The sequence below is a fragment of the Pseudomonas sp. PDM25 genome (assembly GCF_019219045.1).
Lineage (GTDB): Bacteria > Pseudomonadota > Gammaproteobacteria > Pseudomonadales > Pseudomonadaceae > Aquipseudomonas.
Genome location: NZ_JAHUWL010000081.1, coordinates 1 through 336, shown reverse-complemented (window position 1 = coordinate 336; position 336 = coordinate 1). Strand labels below are relative to the sequence as shown.

Sequence of the window (336 nt, the reverse complement as noted above, 5' to 3'; positions counted from 1 at the left end):
TCGCCGAAAATTCGATTCTTGCTCAAAGAGCAACTCACAAATTTTACCTTAGCCTGATCCGTTACCAGTGAAAGTAACGTTCAGTCTATCTTTCTATCACATACCCAAATTTTTAAAGAACGATCTAATCAAAGACTAGAAATCAATATTCACTTCAGAATATTCATTTCTAAACTCTAACGACAACCGCCACCGTGCTGGCTGGCTTCTCGTCTTCTTCAATGAATCAAGCAATTCGTGTGGGAACTTATGGAGCAGCTGATGTCGTCGATTAAGGAGGTGATCCAGCCGCAGGTTCCCCTACGGCTACCTTGTTACGACTTCACCCCAGTCATG

At 42.9% G+C, this 336-nt stretch carries 1 rRNA gene; it reads right to left on the bottom strand.

Features of this window, described 5'->3' with window-relative positions:
* Positions 1-272: 272 nt before the first annotated feature.
* Positions 273-336: ribosomal RNA gene (locus KW848_RS31415) — 16S ribosomal RNA — on the bottom strand; the annotation flags it as partial.